The sequence below is a fragment of the Halobacterium sp. CBA1132 genome (genome assembly GCF_001485535.1).
GTDB lineage: Archaea > Halobacteriota > Halobacteria > Halobacteriales > Halobacteriaceae > Halobacterium.
The window spans coordinates 12,870-26,316 of sequence record NZ_BCMZ01000001.1 but is presented as its reverse complement, the minus strand read 5'-3'; the positions used below and the strand labels follow the sequence as shown (position 1 = coordinate 26,316).

The window sequence follows — 13,447 nt, the reverse complement described above, 5'->3', positions numbered from 1 at the left end:
GGACGGGAACCTTTATTGCCGCGCCTCCGCTCCGCTGACGTATGCGCGTCGAGCTCGCGGTAGTACGTGTGTAAGCCCTCTTCTCGTCACGACTCGCACGCACAGACACGCGACCGCGGCCGACGACCCACCCAGCTATGACGAACATTCCGGACAGCTACGACCCCGACCGCATCGAATCCGAGTGGCAAGACGACTGGCAGGACTCCGACGTCTACGAGTTCGACCCCAGCGACTCGGACACCGAGTACATCATCGACACGCCGCCGCCGTACCCCACCGGGAACCTCCACCTCGGTCACGCGCTCGGCTGGTCGTACATCGACTTCACCGCGCGCTTCCACCGCCTGCAGGGCGACGCCGTCCTCTTCCCGCAGGGCTGGGACTGCCACGGCCTCCCGACCGAAGTCAAAGTCGAGGAGAACCACGACATCCACCGGACGGACGTCTCCCGCGAGGAGTTCCGGGAGATGTGCGTCGAACACACCGAGGCCCGCATCGCGGAGATGAAACAGACGATGACCCAGATGGGGTTCTCGCAGGACTGGTCGGCGGAGTTCCGCACGATGGACCCCGAGTACTGGGGGCAGACGCAGTCGTCGTTCGTCGAGATGGCCGACGACGACATGGTCTACCGCGACGAGCACCCCGTCAACTGGTGCCCGCGCTGCGAGACCGCCATCGCGGACGCCGAAGTCGAGAACGTCGACCGCGAGGGCACGCTGTACTACGTCACCTTCGAGGGCGTCGGCAACGACGACATCGAAATCGCGACCACGCGCCCGGAACTGCTGGCGGCCTGCGTCGGAATGGCCGTCGACCCCGACGACGAGCGCTTCGAGGGCCGCGTCGGCGACACGTTCGAAGTCCCGCTGTTCGGGCAGGAGGTCGAACTGCTCGCCGACGACGAGGTCGACCCCGAGTTCGGGTCAGGCGCCGTCATGATCTGTACGTTCGGGGACAAGCAGGACGTCGACTGGTGGGCCGAGTACGACCTCGACCTGCGGTCGGTGTTCACCGAGGACGGCCACCTCACCGAGGAGGCCGGCGAATTCGGGGGTCTCACCATCGACGACGCGAAGGGCGAAATCGCGGACGCCCTCGACGACGGGGGCTACCTCAACGACACCGAGCCCACCGAGCAGAGCGTCGGCGCGTGCTGGCGGTGTGACACGCCCATCGAGATTCTCTCCAAGGAGCAGTGGTTCGTCGAGGTCGACCAGGACCTGATTCTGGAGAAGGCCGAGGACGTCGAGTGGATTCCCGAGCACATGCACGACCGCCTCGTCGACTGGGCGGAGGGCATGGAGTGGGACTGGGTCATCTCCCGGCAGCGCGTGTTCGCGACGCCGATTCCCGCGTGGGAGTGCGCGGACTGCGGCCACTGGCACATCGCCGAGGACGCCGAGACGCCCGTCGACCCCACCGAGGAAGACCCCGCGGTCGGCGCCTGTCCCGAGTGCGGCAGCCACGACTGGCGCGGCGAGACCGACGTCATGGACACGTGGATGGACTCCTCGATTACGCCCCTCCACATCTCCGGGTGGCCACAGGACATCGACTTGGACGAGTTCGAGCCGGTTGGCCTGCGCCCGCAGGGCCACGACATCATCCGCACGTGGGCGTTCTACACGCTGCTGCGGACGGGCGCGCTCACCGACGAGGCGCCGTGGGAGGACATCCTCGTCAACGGCATGGTGTTCGGTGACGACGGCAACAAGATGTCCAAATCCCGCGGGAACGTCGTCGCGCCCGACGAGGCCATCGAGGAGTACTCCGCGGACGCCGTCCGGCAGGCGCTCGCGCTCGGCGGCCAACCCGGCAGCGACGTCCAGTTCCAGTGGAAGGAAGTCACGTCCGCGTCGCGGTTCCTCACGAAGCTCTGGAACATCGTGAAGTTCGCGGGCGGCCACTTCGACGAGGACACGCCCGATGTCTCCGACCCCGCCTACCGGGACGCCGACCGCTGGCTGCTCTCGGAACTGACGCGGGTCGCCGACGAGGTCGAAGCCGAGATGGAGGCGTACCGCTTCGACGCGGCGCTGCGCCGCCTCCGCGAGTTCGCGTGGGAGGACCTCGCCGACGACTACGTCGAACTCGTCAAGGGCCGCCTGTACAACGGGCGACCCGGCGAGCGCGCCGCCGCCGAGAAGACCCTCTACACGGCAGTCACGTCCGTCGTCCGGATGCTGTCGCCGTTCAGCCCGCACGTCACCGAGGAAATCTGGAACCACCTCCCCGGCACGGAGGGCAGCGTCCACAACGCCTCGTGGCCCGACGTCGACATGCTCGACGAGGAGGCGGAGGTCGCCGGCGAGCACATCGCCGAGACCGCCAGCGAGGTGCGCGCGTGGAAGTCCGAGAACCACATCCCGCTCAACGAGTCGCTGGACCGCGTCGAACTCTACTTCGACCGCAGCGAGGAGGCGACGCTTGACACGTACGACCTCAGCGAGACCGTCAACGCCCCCATCAAACTCGTCGAGGGGCGCCCGGACATCGAACTCGTCCCCGTCGAGGTCGACGCCGACGAGTCCGAAATCGGCCCCGAGTTCCGCAGTGAGGCCGGCGCGGTGATGCAGGCCGTCGACGCCGCCGACCCCGCCGAGATTCAAGCGCAGATGCACTCCGGGGACGTCGTCACCGTCGACGCCGCCGGCGAGACGTACGAACTGGACGCCGACTGGCTGACCGTCGACGAGGAGTACCGCGCGCAGACCGGCGAGGAGGTCGCGGTCGTCGAGACGTCGTTCGGCACCGTCCTCGTCTACGAGTAGTTCCCCGCGTCGCCGGCCGGTACCCGACTGCTTTTTCTCTCGGCGGACGGCACGAGACGTATGGACCCCCGTATCGAGGACCACGCCGAAGTGCTGGTGGACTGGAGCGCGCGCGTCGAGGAAGGCGACGACGTGGTGTTGACCGTCGGGCCGGACGCCCACGAACTCGCCGTCGCCGTCGCCGAGAAGGTCGGCGAGCGCGGCGCGAACCTCGTCACGACGTACTCGTCGGGCGAACTCAACCGAGCGTACGCGCTCGCCCACGGCGACGGCTTCGACGAGGACCCCGACTACGAACTCGCACTCTACGAGAACGCCGACGTCGTGCTCATCGTCGGCGGCGGCCGCAACACCAGCGAGGGCTCGGACGTCCCCGCTGATGTCCGGCGCGCGAAGTCGAGAGCGCGGCAGGGAATCCGGGAAGCGCGCTTGGACGCCGACTGGGTGTCGACGGTCCACCCGACGCGGTCGCTCGCCCAGCAGGCGAACATGTCCTACGAGGAGTACCGGGAGTTCGCGTACGACGCCATCCTCCGCGACTGGGAGAGCCTCGCGGACCAGATGGCGAACATGAAAGAGATTCTCGACGCCGGCAGCGAGGTGCGACTCGTCAAGGCGGACACCGACCTCACGATGTCCATCGAGAACCGGACCGCCGTGAACTCCGCGGCGTCCGTCGCCTACGATTCGCACAACCTCCCCTCGGGCGAAGTGTTCACCGCGCCCCACGCCACCGAGGGCGAGGTGTTCTTCGACGTCCCGATGACGATTCACGGCGAGCGCGTCCAAGACGTCCACCTCACGTTCGAGGACGGCGAAGTCGTCGACTACAGCGCCGCGCAGAACGAGCAGGTCGTCGGCGAGATTCTGGACACCGACGACGGCGCGCGCCGCCTCGGCGAACTCGGCATCGGGATGAACCGCGGCATCGACCAGTTCACCGACTCCGTTCTCTTCGACGAGAAGATGGGCGACACCGTCCACCTCGCGCTCGGCCGAGCCTACGAGTCGAACTACCCCGAGGGCCACGAGGACGAAGCCAACGACTCGGCCGTCCACGTCGACATGATTACCGACGTCAGCGAGGACTCCTACATGGAAGTCGACGGGGAGGTCGTCCAGCGCGACGGGACCTTCCGGTGGGAAGACGGCTTCGAGGAGTGATGTTCCGAGACGCCTGCGAGTCCGTGGCGTCGGAGTTCGTCGCTCGGCCAATCGACTTCACAGTGGAGTTCGAGGTGCAGGCGCGGCTCTACGAGGAGTTGCGTCGACGCCTCGCCGACATCGACGCTCTCCGGACGAACGGGAAACACCCCTCACTGACACACACCAGCGACGGGTACAAGCGGGCGTACTGGACGACCATCGAGTCAAAGTGGCGGGAATCGGACGCCCTCACACGCGTCCATCCCGAACTGACCGTACAGGAGAACGAGCGAATCGACCTCGCAGTCCTCGGAGAAACTGTCGACGCAGTCGAGTGGCACGACGGCTCGAAGCGGTTCTCGGCGTCCGACCTCGACGCCGCGTTCGAGGTGAAGTACGTGAAGAACAAACCGCGGTTCCCGACGACGGCTGCCGCGTCCGAGTTGGCGGCACTCTCGGACGACGAACTGCGGGACGCCTTGGACGTCGAGGAGAACAGCCTCGGTCCGGATTTCGAGGAGCTAGCGCGCCTGCCCGACGACGTTGAGACGTTCCTGCTGCTAGTCTCGAACAAGAACTACCTCTACTGCCCACCGGTGACGGAGGGCGAACGGGCGCACAATCGAGCATACGAACGGCTGGGCCGCATAGCCCGGGAGTGGCTGACTGCCACCGGGGAAGCGGCCGACACTGCAGTCCTCTACGCGACACCGCGACAGTACCAGTGGTTCGTCGAACCGTAGTCCGTCACGTTCCCCTCGGTGTTTATCCCTCGCCGCCGTGTCACTTCTTAGAGAGACACAATGTCCGTTCTCAACTCCGTCGGCGAACTCGTCGGCAGCGTCATCGCGGTGGCGCTGCTGCTCGCGCTCGCGGTAATCAGCTTCTTCGTCACCATCTTCATCGTCGACGCGGGCGCGAGTCTCGCCGGACTCAACCCCGGCGACGACTTCGTGACCCTCGCGGCGGCGGTGCTGACCGCCGGCGCCATCGTCGGCGGCGCGACCCCGCTGACGGCGATTGCCGGCACCGAGAGCTCGTAACGCTCCCGTAGCCGTTTTCCGTGTTTTCAGCGCCGAGAACCGTTCGGAAGATACACCGGCTGTCGGACAGCGACGCTCTGGGTCGATATTTCACACCCGGTAGCGGTTGCTGTCTTTTTCAGCGTCCTGCCGAACGCAGTGAGGCAGGGCTCGAGAGAGCGAGCTCTCTCGGTGTAGATTTTTGCGGAGTCGCGATGCGACTCCGCAAAAAGGGACGAGCTGGAGGGGAGTAAGCCCCCTTCTGTTCGGCCTGGCATTCGGCTGAGCGTCCACACGGCCCCTTGCGGGTGCGTCGGGCTACCTTGCGCGCGTGGACTTGCACCGGCGGGGATTAGCCGTTCCATCGCTCCCCTCTCTTCAGCGAACGGGAGTGCCGTTCGCCTCAACGCGGCAAAGCCGCGCGGTTCGCGGCTGACGCCGCTCACCTGTAACGTGACCGACGTTCGTCGGTCACGCCTCCCTCGGCGGGTTAGCTTCCTCCCCTCGCGGGTCGGGTCGCACGCCTCATCGGTCCGAGAGGGACGTGTCGTCTCTGTTCCAGTGCCGACGGTCTCCCGTCCCGGATTTGCATCCGGCCGCCTGCCCGAACGGGTGGGGGGACTTTCCTCATGCCTCGCGGCACGGGAGCCAGGCTCCCTCTGCTCGCCCGTACTAGGAGTGCCGCGGGGTTAAGGGGTGCGATTGGGTCGGCTGTCGGAGCCAGCGCCGACGAACCCTGCAGTATTCAACCTTGTGGCTAGCGGAATTATACGAATTTGTCATCAATCACCCAACTGGTATGTGGAGAAACGGCTCACGTTTGGCGATTCGGTCGTGCTGTGCAGCCGAGGTGAAATCCTTCACGGTTCTCGCCCACGAGGGGAAGCCTTCAAGTTAATCCTTGCCATAAATAGACTCGTATGGCCGAGGCCCAGTCAGTAGTACTTTCCTTCGAGGACGGCGCTCGGACGGTTGAACTAGCACGCGAATCCGTCGAGGCGTTCGTCCGGAACGGCCAGCGCGAGCAGCCCGGAAGCATGCGAGACGCCTTCTACAACCGAACGAGCGCGTTCGTGCGACTGGAGTCGACCCACGGTCGCGGCCGACTCCGGGGCTGCGCGGGCGCTCAGGAGTCCGCCCGCGACCTCGGGAGCCGCGACCAGCAGCTCGGACACGCCATCGTCGAGGCGTCAATCAAGGCCGCCTCCGACGCGTCGTGTGGCTCGGAAGTCGAGGCCGCGGAGCTACCGAACCTTCGCGTCTCCGTCTGCACCGTCTCGAATCTCGTCCTCACGGACGACCCCGTCGACGACATCGAACTCGGCGTCCACGGCGTCGCCATCGACGGCGACGGCAAGCACGGCTGGATGTATCCGACGCTGCCCGTCGAGAACGACTGGAGCGTCTTCGAGTATCTCGACCGAACCTGTCGGAAGGCCGGCCTCCCGAACGGCGCGTGGGAGAACGACGACGTGATGGTCACACTGTTCGAGGGACAGGTGTTCCGAGAGACCGGCGAGGACGTCGAGGAGCCCGTCGAAGAGCTCACCGCGTAACGGGACCTGTTACTCCGCGGGGTTTCGGAAGTCGACACGCTCGGCGTCGTCGAGCGCGCGGTCGGCGGCGTCCTCGATGCTGAACGACCGGACGAGTTCGCCGTCCCGAATCAGCGGGTCCAGCAGCGACGTGCCGTCCGTCGGACCGGGGCGAGCGGCGAGGCCAATCTGGTGGCCGCCGTCGCGCGTTCGGTAGACGTCCTTCTTCCCGGAGAGTTTCCCGCGCTTAGCCGCGGGTTCGCCGTCGACTGCCACGATGTCGAGCGCGAAGTCAACGGGGTCGGCGTTCGAGACGTAGCTGCCGACGCCGAAGCCGTCCGCGACGTCGCGGAGGTGGCGGAGGTCCGCCGGGCCGAGGCCGCCGCTGAGGAACACGTCGACGTCGCCGTGGCCGCGCGCGTCCAACTCCCAGCGAATCTCGCGGACGATGTGCCGGAAGTCGCCGCGGCGCGACCCGGTGGTGTCGAGGCGGACGCTGTCTAAGTTGTCGCCGAGTTCGTCGATGGCGCGAAGCACCTCGTCTTTCTCGTCGCTGTACGTGTCACAGAGCGCGACCCGCGGCACGGACTCGTCGACGGCGTCGTCGAACGCGCGCCACGCCGCCTCCTGATTGCCGCGCCCGAAGCAGATCATGAGGGCGTGGGGCATCGTCCCGCCGGCTTCCCGACCGAGAACGTCGCCGGCGGCGAGGTGGGAGAAGCCGTCGAGGCCGCCGACGAGCGCGGAGCGTTCGACCATCGCCGCAATCGAGGGGTGGACGTGGCGCGCGCCGAAACTCAGGACCTGTGATTCGGGGGCGGCGTGCCGGGTTTCGAGCGCGCCCGTGGCGACGCCGGAGGCGTGCGAGAGGAAGCCCAAAAGCGACGTCTCGTAGCGCGCGAAGTCCAAGTAGTCGCCCTCGATGCGGAGGACGGGGCCGCCGTCGAACAGCGTCCCCTCGGGCAGCGCGTCGACATCTACGGGGAGGCCTTCGAGGAGGTGGGCGGCGTCTTTCACGCCCGCGAGCAGTTCGAACTCCCCGGTCGGGAACTGGTCGGCGGTCACTTCCGCGACGACGCTGGGGTTCCTGTCGGCGAACTCCAGGGTCGTCTCGGTGCGCTCGAAGTAGGCGTCGGTCGCGCGCCCGCTCTCGATGGCTTCGGGGGACACGACGTCGAAGGTCACGCGACCACCCGGCGAGTAGCCTGCATGCGTCGGGGTAGACTCGCCCGGTCGAAAAAGCCTCTCCTCGCTACTGCGAGTGGACGTCGCCGAGGTCGCCGGGCGTCGGCGCGTTCACGATGGTGACGTCGCTCCCGGAGCGAGTGACGCGGAACGCGTCAGCGAACTCGCTCTCGCCCTCGGGGATGCGCCAGACGCCGTTCGAGCGCTCCTCGCCGCCCCAGTACTGGAGTAGCTGGCGGTACGTGCGCGCGAACTCGCGGGCGTCGCCGTTCGAGTCGAACGCGAGCCGCCACGTGTACGCCGTCTCGTTGCCGTTCTCGTACACCCAGAGCTTCTCGCCGTCCCAGCCCTCGACGGGCGTGGTCGCGTAGTTGAACGGCGAACTCCGGACGATGTTGCCGTTCTCGTCGAAGTTCCGCGGCTCTAGGATGGCGTTCTGCGGGTGGCGGTCCTGCTCGAAGAGTGGGTATCCGAACATCGCTGTCAGCCCGCCGACACCGACTTCGCCGTAGGGCGCGCGGCCGCCGGGCGTGACGCGCTCCCACGAATCGGCGGAGCGGTCGGGCAGGGAGACGTCACTGGGCTGGTCGCTGCCGTACTTCTCGGGCTGGGCGACCTGCTCGGAGGACGCCGGCGGGGAGTCGTAGACGTCCGCGACGGCGCTCCAGCCGCCGTCGTCGTAGATATGCTCGACGAACGCCGACCCCGCGCTGTACGGGAAGTACTTCATCATGTAGACGCCGAGGTGGATGCTCCCGCCGCCACCACCGCCACCGCCCGCGGCTTCGGGCGTCGCACACTCCCACTCGTCGCCGCAGCGCTGGCTGTACTGGCTGTCGAGGAAGCTCGCTTCACCCTCGATGAGGCCCTTGTGGGCGTTGGCCTTGTCGCGGGTGGGCGAGGAGAAGTTCGGGTCGAAGTTCCGGAACTGCAGCGCGTGCATCAGTTCGTGGCCGAGCGTGTTCTCGTCGATGGTCGGCGTCTCGGACTCCGAGATGACGACGATGCGGTCGTCGCGGGGCGTGTAGAACCCGAGGACGTTCGATCCGCGATTCTCGCTCTGGACGTCCAGCGAGTCGTCGCGCTCGCCGACGAGGAACAGCGCCTCGAATTTCACGTTGTCGAACGTCGTTGCCGCGTCGCTGGCGTTGCCGGACCCGGCGTACTGTCCGCGGTACGTCGACCGCGAGATGACGTCGACGGGGACCGGCGAATCGAACTCGATGCCGCGGAGCTGTTCGACGCGCGCCATCGAGCGGTTGACGACCTGCTGTCGTTCGGTCTCGTTGAGGCCGTCCTCGACGGTCACCGGGAGGGACTCGTTGTGCCAGTAGCCGCCCTCCCAGCCGAGCGCGTCGCCGGCGGGGTCGGCGTAGTCGAAGTCGCTCGCCGCCGGTGTGGTCGTCTCGACGGAGTCACCGCCGCCAGTCACGGCGGGGGACTGGCAGCCCGCGAGGACCACCAGCGCGACGAACGCCACGGCCAGAGTTCGGCGTGTCATTACACGCGGTTCGGTCTGGACGGGGTAAAACGCTACGCACAGTCGCGCCGCCCGCGGGTCGGCCAAACGGCTTAGTGGGTCGCCGTCGAGCGCTCGCACATGGAGTTCGACCCCGAGCGAACCGCGGTCGTCGTGGTGGACGTCCAGAACGGGTTCTGCCACCCCGACGGGAGTTTGTACGCGCCCGCCAGCGAGGCGGTCGTCGACGACGTGACGAGTCTCGTCGACCGAGCCCGCGACGCGGGCGCGAGCGTCGTCTACACCCGCGACGTCCACCCGCCCGAGCAGTTCGAGGACAACCACTACTACGACGAGTTCGAGCGCTGGGGCGAACACGTCGTCGAGGGGACGTGGGAGGCCCAACTCCACGACGACCTCGACATCCGCGACGAGGACTACGTGGTGGACAAACACACCTACGACGCGTTCTACGAGACCGGCCTCGACGGCCACCTCGACGCGCACGGCGTCGACGACCTGCTGGTCTGTGGGACGCTGGCGAACGTCTGCGTGCTCCACACCGCGGGGAGCGCGGGCCTGCGGGATTACCGGCCGGTGCTCGTCGAGGACGCGATTGGCTACATCGAGGAAGAACACCGCGAGTACGCCCTCGACCACGCAGACTGGCTGTTCGGGGAAGTCGTCGACCGCGGCGACGTGGCGTTCGCTTAGTGGAGCGAGCCGCCGTCGGGGTTCGTCCGACGGACGATGTAGAGCGCGCCGACCAGCACGGCCAGCAGCGTCGCGAACCCGAGCGACGTCAACAGGGCTTCTTGGGCGGCATGGTCGCCGGGGTGGAAACTGATGACGCGGCGCGTGACCGCGATGATGCCGGTGATGATGACGATGCGGACGACGCTCTCCTCGCGGGTGTACGCGACGACCGTCTGGTAGATTTCCACGATGATGAAGAGGAGGAGGACGGTGTCGATGAGCGCGACGACCTCACTGGTCTGCGTAATGGCGCCAGTCCGGACCAACTGGAAGATGTTCAGTCCGAGGTCGAAGACGCCGACGGCGAACAGCAACACGAGGACGTACGCGGCGACGATTTCGACCGACTGGATGAGTCGCTCGGTGATTCGTACGTGGTCGTCGACGTCCATGGGCCGGCGTACAGACGGCGGGACAATAAGCGCGCGGGCGAGTCTGCTACGAGACGCCGACGGTGACCCGGTCGCCGACCGCGAAGTCGTGGTCGGGCGCGACGAGTTTGACGCCGAGGCGGTCGGCGCCGAGCCACAGCGAGAGCCCTCGAATCTGCTCGCCGTTCGCCGTGACCGTCACGTCCCGCCACTCGATAGTTCGGCCATTCGTGACATCCGCGACGGTCGTACCGAGGAACGAGACTTCGCTGTCCGTCTCCGGGCCGAAGACGCCGCCGTCGTCGTAGTGCGGGAGTCCGCCGTCGAGGACGCGCCCGTCGTCGGTGGCGACGCCCGCGAGCGCCTCGCCGGGTGCGGGGTGTTCGGGCGCGTCGAGGAGCGCGTACGTCTCCCCGACTTCGACGACATTTCCGGTGCCGTCCCACGGGACGGCTTCGACGGGCGCGTCGAGTTCGAGCGGGAGCGACCCCGAGGCCCGCACCGCGTCGGCGTCGCGCTTGCGGAATCCGAGGTGAACGTGGTTGGCGACCCACGGCGCGAAGAAGCCCGAGCGCACCAGCCGCCCGAGGTCGTCGCCCACGTCGACGGTATCCCCGGGTTCGACGGCGGGCGCGACGTGGAGGATGCGCGCGAGGTAGTCGCCCGTATCGACGACGATGAGGTGGTCGTGGTCGGCGGCGTACGGCTTCGACGGACAGCGGACGGTGCGGGTCTCCACGACTTCACCCGCGACCGGACTGGGGGCGCGGGTTGCACGGCCGGCTGACCCGCCGGCCGCGCGCTCAGGATAGAGGTCGACGGCACACCCGGCGTCGTGGGCGGGGTACGGCGAATTGTAGAACGACGCGCGCGGGTAGCGTGCGAGCACGTCGCCGTCCAGCGTGACCATACCCGCGAATCGGACCGTGAGGATTTACCGCCGTCGGTCGAAGGGACCGGTATGCGCGTGCTCCGCGGGCGAGCCGACAGCCCGGATGCCGACCGCGCGGCGACCCGGCGGCTCCTCGATTGGGTCGCGGAGACCGGGGAGCCGGCGGTTCGCGTGTGGGCGCCGGGTCGCCAACTCGCGTTCGGCCGCCGAGACGCCAACAGCGACGGCTACGAGGCGGCGCGCGAGGCCGCACGAGAGCACGGTTTCCCGCCGGTCGAGCGCAGCGTCGGCGGGCGCGCGGTCGCGTACACGGAGACGACGCTCGCGTTCGCCAGAGTCACGCCAGTCGAGGGCGTCCGCACGGGCCTCCAGGAGCGCTACGACGCGATGGTCGCGGACGTCATCGACGCGCTCGCGGCGGTCGGCGTGGACGCCCACGAGGGCGAACCTCCAGACTCGTTCTGCCCGGGCGACCACTCCGTCTCCGCGGACGGCAAACTCGCGGGCATCGCCCAGCGCGTGACGAAGGACGCCGCACTCACGTCGGGCGTGCTGGTCGTCGACGACCGCGACGAGATGGCCGACGTACTCGCAGACGTCTATCCGAAATTGGGGGTGCCGTTCGACCCGAAATCGGTGGGGAGCGTTGCGGCAGCAGGGGGAGACGCGGAACGCGTCAGGGACGAATTGGAGAGCGCGCTCGTCGGTAATGCAGAGGTCGATGTGGAACGGCTATCGTGACGAGCCACAGCATCACCAGTTGTCACAGCCGGTAGGCCTGGCGGTCGCCGGGAGAGCATAGCTCTCCCGAGGCCTCGGAAATCGGAGATTTCCGGCGGATTGAAAGGGCGAGGCGCGCTCGCGGCCGAAGGCCGTGTGCGGTCCGCGACCACTATCCGCGAAGCGTAGCGAGCGGATATGTCGCGGAGCGTGCGCGAGCGCGCCGAGGGCTTTCTAGGAGGCGGCACCGAGTAGCGAGCGGTGAGTACGTCTCCGCAGTACTTAGGCCGGTGCCTGAAGACGACCACGTATGCGAGTAATCCGGAACGCGACGCTGGCGGACGGGCGGGAGCGCGACGTCCGCATCGCGGACGGCCGCATTGACGCGGTGGGCGAGGAACTCGACGGCGAGACGCTCGTGGACGCGACAGGCAAGCGCCTGCTGCCGGGGATGATAGACGCGCACGTACACTTCCGCCAGCCCGGGTACGGGCACAAGGAGACGTGGGAAACGGGGTCGCGGAGCGCGGCGGCGGGCGGCGTCACGACGGTCGTCGACCAGCCGAACACGGAGCCGCCGACGGTGACGGGCGCGGCGTTCGACGAGAAGGCCGAGTACGCGACCGACTCGCTCGTGGACTGGGGCATCAACGGCGGCGTGACGGCGGACTGGGACCCCGAGACGCTGTTCGAGCGACCGCTGTTCGCGCTCGGGGAGGTGTTCCTCGCGGACTCGACGGGCGACATGGGCATCGACGCCAATTTGTTCGCGGACGCGTGTCGGCGCGCGGCCGAGGAAGACGTCGTCGTCACTGTCCACGCGGAGGACGCCGACCTGTTCTCGGAGGACGCCAAATCCCGCGACGACGCGGACGCGTGGAGCGCGTACCGGACTGCGGAGGCCGAGGAGGCGGCCGTCGAGCGCGCGGTCGGCGTCGGCGGGAACGTCGGTGCGACGATTCACGTCGCGCACACGTCGACGCCGGAGGGCGTTGACGCGGCGCGGGCGGGCGGCGCGACCTGCGAGGTGACGCCCCACCATCTCTTCCTCTCTCGGGACGGCCTCGACGAGTTGGGGACGTTCGGGCGGATGAACCCGCCGCTGCGAAGTGAGGAGCGCCGCGAGGCGCTGTTCGAGCGACTCGCGGACGGCCGCGTGGACGTAGTAGCGACCGACCACGCGCCACACACGCGCGAGGAGAAGGACGCGAGCATCTGGGACGCGCCCTCGGGCGTGCCGGGCGTCGAGACCGCGCTCCCGCTGCTCGTGCAGGCCGCCAGCGAGGGGCGACTGAGCTTCGAGCGCGTTCGGGACGTGACCGCCGCCAACCCCGCCCGCATCTTCGACGTGCCGCAGAAGGGGAAAATCGAGGCGGGCCGGGACGCCGACCTCGTGCTCGTCGACCCCGACGACTCTCAGGAGATTCGGGGCGACGACCTGCACTCGAAGTGCGGGTGGACGCCGTTCGAGGGGATGGCTGGCGTGTTCCCGGAGTTGACGGTGGTCCGCGGGACGGTCGTCTGGGACGGCGAGGCGTTCGTGGACCACGACGGCGAGAACGTCCGCGCCTGAGGACTGCCAGT

12 protein-coding genes and 1 other RNA gene are annotated in these 13,447 nt (G+C 67.9%); 8 read left to right on the top strand and 5 right to left on the bottom strand.

The window, feature by feature from the left end; translation table 11 throughout:
- The first annotated feature begins 137 nt into the window (after positions 1–137).
- Genes AVZ66_RS00130 through AVZ66_RS00115 form a run of 4 tightly spaced genes read left to right on the top strand, consistent with a single transcriptional unit; the run spans position 138 to position 4,966 of the window.
- Positions 138–2,777 (top strand): valine--tRNA ligase, encoded by a 2,640-nt coding sequence (locus AVZ66_RS00130; RefSeq protein WP_058980625.1) that lies wholly within the window; start codon positions 138–140, stop codon positions 2,775–2,777.
- A gap of 60 nt (positions 2,778–2,837) precedes the next feature.
- A complete protein-coding gene (locus AVZ66_RS00125) occupies positions 2,838–3,941 on the top strand; it encodes an aminopeptidase (RefSeq protein WP_058980623.1) in 1,104 nt (367 codons plus the stop codon).
- Positions 3,941–4,666 carry a hypothetical protein gene (locus AVZ66_RS00120; protein WP_058980621.1) on the top strand — a complete coding sequence of 242 codons (726 nt, stop codon included), beginning with the start codon at positions 3,941–3,943 and terminating at the stop codon, positions 4,664–4,666. Before AVZ66_RS00125 ends, AVZ66_RS00120 begins: the two co-directional genes overlap by 1 nt.
- A gap of 60 nt (positions 4,667–4,726) precedes the next feature.
- Complete coding sequence (locus AVZ66_RS00115; protein WP_058980619.1) at positions 4,727–4,966, top strand: hypothetical protein; 240 nt, start codon at positions 4,727–4,729, stop codon at positions 4,964–4,966.
- 217 nt (positions 4,967–5,183) lie between these two features.
- Here AVZ66_RS00115 and rnpB read toward each other — a convergent pair.
- An RNA gene (gene rnpB, locus AVZ66_RS13545) (RNase P RNA component) lies at positions 5,184–5,609 on the bottom strand.
- Positions 5,610–5,865: 256 nt separating this feature from the next.
- Between rnpB and AVZ66_RS00110 the strand changes: the two genes are divergently transcribed.
- Positions 5,866–6,501: a TIGR00296 family protein gene (locus AVZ66_RS00110; RefSeq protein ID WP_058980617.1), complete on the top strand. Its 636-nt coding sequence runs from the start codon at positions 5,866–5,868 to the stop codon at positions 6,499–6,501.
- 9 nt (positions 6,502–6,510) lie between these two features.
- Here the strand turns inward: AVZ66_RS00110 and AVZ66_RS00105 are convergent, their stop codons facing one another.
- Positions 6,511–7,665: a nicotinate phosphoribosyltransferase gene (locus tag AVZ66_RS00105; RefSeq protein ID WP_058980615.1), complete on the bottom strand. Its 1,155-nt coding sequence runs from the start codon at positions 7,663–7,665 to the stop codon at positions 6,511–6,513.
- Positions 7,666–7,732: 67 nt separating this feature from the next.
- The gene (locus AVZ66_RS00100) at positions 7,733–9,166 is read right to left on the bottom strand and encodes an Hvo_1808 family surface protein (protein WP_058980613.1); all 1,434 of its coding nucleotides are present in this window, start codon (positions 9,164–9,166) and stop codon (positions 7,733–7,735) included.
- A 99-nt stretch (positions 9,167–9,265) separates the two neighbouring features.
- Here AVZ66_RS00100 and AVZ66_RS00095 point away from each other — a divergent pair, with 99 nt between their 5' ends.
- Positions 9,266–9,838 carry a cysteine hydrolase family protein gene (locus tag AVZ66_RS00095; RefSeq protein ID WP_058980612.1) on the top strand — a complete coding sequence of 191 codons (573 nt, stop codon included), beginning with the start codon at positions 9,266–9,268 and terminating at the stop codon, positions 9,836–9,838.
- On the opposite strand, the gene AVZ66_RS00090 is transcribed toward AVZ66_RS00095, so the two are convergent.
- Entirely contained in the window at positions 9,835–10,272 is a 438-nt protein-coding gene (locus AVZ66_RS00090; RefSeq protein WP_058980610.1) for a phosphate-starvation-inducible PsiE family protein, read from the bottom strand. The two genes, AVZ66_RS00095 and AVZ66_RS00090, sit on opposite strands and share 4 nt — an antisense overlap.
- Before the next feature lie 46 nt (positions 10,273–10,318).
- Positions 10,319–11,161 (bottom strand): hypothetical protein, encoded by an 843-nt coding sequence (locus tag AVZ66_RS00085; protein ID WP_058980607.1) that lies wholly within the window; start codon positions 11,159–11,161, stop codon positions 10,319–10,321.
- A gap of 51 nt (positions 11,162–11,212) precedes the next feature.
- Here AVZ66_RS00085 and AVZ66_RS00080 point away from each other — a divergent pair, with 51 nt between their 5' ends.
- Both AVZ66_RS00080 and AVZ66_RS00075 read left to right on the top strand, forming a co-directional pair.
- Positions 11,213–11,884, top strand: coding sequence for a biotin/lipoate A/B protein ligase family protein (locus AVZ66_RS00080; RefSeq protein ID WP_058980606.1), 672 nt, complete (start codon positions 11,213–11,215; stop codon positions 11,882–11,884).
- A gap of 289 nt (positions 11,885–12,173) precedes the next feature.
- Positions 12,174–13,436, top strand: a complete 1,263-nt coding sequence (locus tag AVZ66_RS00075; RefSeq protein WP_058980603.1) for a dihydroorotase — start codon at positions 12,174–12,176, stop codon at positions 13,434–13,436.
- Positions 13,437–13,447: the final 11 nt, after the last annotated feature.